Annotated in this window: 5 protein-coding genes; 4 read left to right on the top strand and 1 reads right to left on the bottom strand. The window is 68.7% G+C overall.

Annotated features, from left to right (window positions below):
• From CCN51_RS55140 to CCN51_RS27800, 4 genes are all read left to right on the top strand, one after another.
• The coding region (locus tag CCN51_RS55140) for a hypothetical protein (RefSeq protein WP_211303258.1) at nucleotides 1-204 on the top strand (204 nt) is incomplete at its 5' end.
• 44 nt (nucleotides 205-248) lie between these two features.
• Nucleotides 249-3,140, top strand: a complete 2,892-nt coding sequence (locus CCN51_RS27810) for a tectonin domain-containing protein (protein WP_086860197.1) — start codon at nucleotides 249-251, stop codon at nucleotides 3,138-3,140.
• A gap of 226 nt (nucleotides 3,141-3,366) precedes the next feature.
• Complete coding sequence (locus CCN51_RS27805) at nucleotides 3,367-3,750, top strand: hypothetical protein (RefSeq protein ID WP_107426087.1); 384 nt, start codon at nucleotides 3,367-3,369, stop codon at nucleotides 3,748-3,750.
• Between the two features lie 81 nt (nucleotides 3,751-3,831).
• The gene (locus CCN51_RS27800; RefSeq protein WP_014176584.1) at nucleotides 3,832-4,218 is read left to right on the top strand and encodes a hypothetical protein; all 387 of its coding nucleotides are present in this window, start codon (nucleotides 3,832-3,834) and stop codon (nucleotides 4,216-4,218) included.
• 29 nt (nucleotides 4,219-4,247) lie between these two features.
• Here the strand turns inward: CCN51_RS27800 and CCN51_RS27795 are convergent, their stop codons facing one another.
• Complete coding sequence (locus CCN51_RS27795) at nucleotides 4,248-4,748, bottom strand: GNAT family N-acetyltransferase (RefSeq protein ID WP_014176583.1); 501 nt, start codon at nucleotides 4,746-4,748, stop codon at nucleotides 4,248-4,250.
• Nucleotides 4,749-4,984: the final 236 nt, after the last annotated feature.

The raw sequence follows: 4,984 nt of genomic DNA, 5'->3' as shown, positions 1-4,984 counted from the left end.
CTCTTCGCCACCAACCCCGACACCGGCCGGATCTACGCGTACGAGAACCGCCCCCACACCTGGACGAAGGTCGGCGGCCCCGGAACCACCTTCGCCGTCGTGGGCAACCGCCTCTACGGCCTCTCCCCGGACCACACCGCGGTCTACCAGTGGACCGGCCACGGCACGGCCTGGGCCCGCATCGGCGCCCCCGCCGCAAGCTGACTCCCACTCTCTTCGCCTCTCCTCTTCTCCTCTCTGGAGGTCACATGTCCCTTCTCCCCCACCGGGGCCGCGAGCGGCCGACCGTGCTGCGGCGCATCGGCGCCTTACTGGCAGGGGCCGTCGCCGCGAGCCTGCTCACCGCGGCGCCCGCCCGCGCCGACGAACCGCCCCAACCCGTGCCCCTGACCTCGGTCGTGGCGGACGCGGACCGCGTCTACGCTCTGGCCGCCGACCACTCCGCGGTCTACGAACGACAGGGTGACGCCGCAGCCTGGAACCGCATCGGCGGCTCGGCCAAGGACATCTATGTGGGCGGTGCCGGTCTCTTCGCCACGAACCCGGACTCCGGGAAGCTGTTCCGCTACGACGGCACGCCGGAGGCGTGGACGGAGGTCGGCGGGCCGGGTGCCGCGTTCGCGGTCGGGGCGGACCGCGTCTATGGCATCACCCCCGACGGCACCGCCGTGAACGAATGGTCTCCGGACAACCGCACGTGGACCAAGATCGGCGATCGCGCCACAAGCATCTACGTGGGCGGTGCTGGTCTCTTCGCCACCAACCCCGACACGGGGAAGCTGTTCCGGTACGACGGCACCCCAAACCAGTGGACGGAGGTCGGCGGGCCGGGTGCCGCGTTCGCGGTCGGGGCGGACCGCGTCTATGGCATCACCCCCGACGGCACCGCTGTGAATGAATGGTCTGCGGACAACCGCACGTGGACCAGGATCGGCGGCGCCGCCAAGGCCATCTACGTGGGTGGTGCCGGTCTCTTCGCCACGAACCCGGACTCCGGGAAGCTGTTCCGCTACGACGGCACGCCGGAGGCGTGGACGGAGGTCGGCGGGCCGGGCGCCGCATTCGCCGTCGGCGACCGCGCCGTCTACGGCCTGGTCCCCGACGGCAGCGGCGTCAACCGATGGAGCGGCGACGGCACCGGCTGGACCGCGCTGGGCGCCCCGGTGAAGGCCGCGGCCGAGCCGCCCCCCACCCAGCCGACGCCCGCGGATTCCACCGCGCCACCGGCCCCGGATCCCACCGGGCCCCCGACGCCGGAGGAATCCGCGTCGGCAGAGGAGGAAGTCCCGCCGACGGACGCGAACGCCCAGGGCGCGGACAGCGCCCCCGAGGTCGCCAAGAACGAGATGTCGGTGACGGCCGACGGCGATCTGTACGTCCTGGCCCCTGATCACGACAGTGTGTGGAAACAGGAGGACGGCACCACCTGGACCAGGATCGGCGGCCCCGCCGAGACCGTCCATGCGGGCCGGGCGGGTGTCTTCACCCTCAACCCCGAGACCGCCAAGGTCTATAAGTACGGTGACAAGCCGGATGTGTGGACCGAGATCGGTGAGGCATCCGCCGACGTCGAAGTCACCGGTGAACATGTCTACCGCCTGGCCGCCGACCACTCCGCCGTCTTCGAGTGGACGGGCAAGGGCACCGACTGGAAGAAGATCGGTGGCCCGGCGCAGAGCCTGTACGCCGGGAGCGCGGGTCTGTTCGCCACCCGCCTCGACACCGGCAAGGTCTACCGTTACGACGGCAAACCCGACCGCTGGAGCCAGATCGGCGACGCCGGGGCGGACTTCGCCGTCAGCGACGATCACTTCTATGGCCTGGCCGCCGACCACTCCGCCGTCTTCGAGTGGACGGGCAAGGGCACCAGCTGGAAGAAGATCGGCGGCCCGGCGCAGAGCCTGTACGCCGGCGGCGCGGGCCTGTTCGCCACCAGTCCCACCGACGGCCACGTCTTCCGGTACGACGGCAAGGACAAGCCGTGGAAGCACGTCGGCAGCCCCGGCACCACCTTCGTCGTCAGCGACGACCACCTCTACGGTCTGTCCACCGACCACAACGCCGTCTTCGAGCACGACGACGAGACCTGGCGCTACCAGGGCAGCCCGGCCCACGCCCTGCAAGAACTGCGGGAGGAAGACGTTCTGCGGCGGGAACGCGGCGAGGACTTCGTGCGGGAGTACCGCGAGGCCAAGCTGCTGGTCGACATGGACCTGGTCGGCTGGCTCAAGCAGAACGGCGGAGAAATCCTCCTCGACGTCCTGGGCGTCAAGGACATCGAGAAGTGTTTCACCGACGGCGACGTCGTGAGCTGCCTGAGCACCGCCGCCAACTTCAGCAGCGTGATCACAGCCTTCTGGAAGGCCCACAAGCTCGTCGAAGCGGTGAAGGACATCGGCAAGAAGCTGCCCGAGTACCGCAGCCGGGCCGAAAGGGCCCAGACCGTCCTGCTCCAGGCCCGCGCACTCCTGGACAAGAACACCAAAGACCTGGCCGACAACCGCAAGGAAGACCCGCCACGCCGGGAAGACTGCCGGAAAGGCAGCGTCGAACGGGTGCCTCCCAAGCCTCGTGACACCGCCCACGGAAACCGTGCCACCGGCGTGGACATCTGCCTCGACGCCGCCTACCTGGCGGCCAATAAAGGGTCAGACGTCACGAAGGAGATCAGGCCGCCCGGGTACTACTGGGCCGTCAAAACGACTGCCCATCTGGGGCTCACACCCAGCGCGCGGGTCAACAACTGCCATCTGCTGGGCAATCAGCTCAGCGGCGACGGAGAGGACCTCGCGAACCTGGTGACCTGCTCCCGGCCCGCCAACGCCCCGGTCAGGGACGACGAGGGGTTCAACAACGACATGAAAACCCTGGAGACCCAGGTGAGGGACGCCATCGTCGACGACAAGCAGGTGGTGCGCTACCAGGTGACGCCGATCTACGAAGGCGCCCGCACTGTGCCCAAAACCATCAAACTGGAGGCCGTTGGCTTCTACCCGGACGGACGCCCTGGCGGAATCCTGATCGAAAGAGACCTTCCGAACAAGGTCTTCAGCCGGATAGACGGCACGGACGGCCGCTGGTACAACCTCGGGCAGTGGACGTATCACGGCGTCCCCGTACCGACCGGAGACACGAAGTAGGTCCCGGCAGTACCCGCACGTCGTGCGGCAGCTGATGGCGGGAAATCCCGGTCCTCTGCGATCCATCGCAGAGGACCGGTCCTTTGCCCGGTGACACCAACATGCCTTGGCAGGACCGGGGGTTGACGCCCACCGGGCCGGGAGCCTTTAGTGATCGCGACCGCCCTGGAACGATCACTCGTGTAGTGATGCGCGACCACCCTTGGGGGAATTGATGCGCACTCTCATGTCCGCCGGAGCCACCCTCGCCGCCGCCGGCCTCACCTTCGGCCTGATGTCCGCACCGGCAATCGCGGCGCCCGCCCCGACCGCATCGGCGGCACAGGCCGCCCCGCCGAAGTCGGGGAAGGACAGCATCAAGTGCAATGAGTCCAATGCGCGGGTCAACTTCTCGTGGAAGACCGGCTGGACGACCACCACGGTGTACTACAACAACCACTGCCTGGGTGGCACGCGCATCACCGCTGCCTTCGTGTTTTACAACGACGGGTCGACGCCCATGTACAAGTGCGTCACTTTCCAGGGAATGACCCAAGGAAAGTACAAATTCGGGCACATCAACGAGATCATCGACATCAACAAGGACACCAAGAAGTGCGAGAACAACTAGAAGATCCGGGAAGATCTGGGTTCGGTCCCGCTGTGTGAGCAGCTCTTGGCCGTTGCGCGCAGGCCGTGAGATCGTCCGCAGGTGAGCGACGCCGCTGGGGATACGATTTCGACGCGACCCGACGATCGCACCGCGTCCGTTCTGCGCTTCGCGGTGGAACTCGTCGCCTGGGTGGCGACTCCCTGGGCGCTGTCCGGCCACTCGTGGCTGCTTGCCGCCCTGTCCGTGGTGCTTCTGATCGGCCTTCCCACGTGCTTCTCCACCCCGGGTGACAAGGCGAAGGTGATCATCGCGGTACCGGGCTGGGTCACGATCCTTCTGGTGCTTCTCCAACTCGCCGCGGCCGTGGCTTCCTCGTGGCTGGCCTGGCCCGCGTGGGCGGCGGGCCCGGTCACCCTGATGGCCGTCATCACCCTCGTCACGGAGCGCCGGCGCTGGCGGTGGCTGCTCTCCGGCGAACCAGCGTGACTGGTCGGGAGCCGCGTCCCGCCTCGCCCTCACACCTCCACGGTGAACGCCCACAGTGTGATCCCCGGTATCGGCTCCCAGTCCCGCTCCGGGGCCCGTACGAAACCCAGCCGCCCGTACAGCCGGTGCGCGGCGGCCATCTTCTGCTGGCTGGAGATCACGATCCGCTCCAGACCCAGCTCCCGCGCCCGGTCCAGACACGCCCGCACCAGCGCCTCCGCCGCCCCGCGCCGCCGAGCCTCGGGCCGTACGGCCAGCATCCGGAACTCCCCCTCGCCCGGCCGTGCCAGGTCCACATAAGCCCCGCCGTACACCGCGAAGGCCACCGTGCCCAGAACCTCATCACTCGCCGCGTCGGCCGCGACCAGCAGCTCCGCCAGCTCGGCCCGCCGCCGCGCGTCGCGCAGCTGGGCCAGATACCCGTCGCTCTCGCCGAACTCCAGCAGCCCGTCGCCGAGGTACGCCTGCGCGGTGAGCTTGCCGACCCCGTCCAGCTCCTCGTCCCGCGCCCGCCTGATCGTGATGTCCATACCGGCAGTTTCCCGCATATCAGCTGAAGGTGCGGCGGTAGGTGTGCGGGCTGACGCCGGTGGTGCGCCCCCACACCGTGGATCACTGAGATCTCTTCTCGGGTTCGTCGACGGCGCCGGTCCGCTGCCTCGACGGCACATCCCGCGGCGAGATCGGTGTCGCCGACGGTACGCGGGTGGAGTCGGCAGGCCCGGGCCGCTGGGTGGGGCGGGGGCTGCCGACTCCCCCCGCGTAC

It is taken from the genome of Streptomyces milbemycinicus (assembly GCF_002154605.1).
GTDB classification, from domain to species: Bacteria; Actinomycetota; Actinomycetes; order Streptomycetales; family Streptomycetaceae; genus Streptomyces; species Streptomyces milbemycinicus.
Note: the sequence above shows the minus strand (reverse complement) of the source record. Positions and strands in the feature narration are given on the sequence as shown.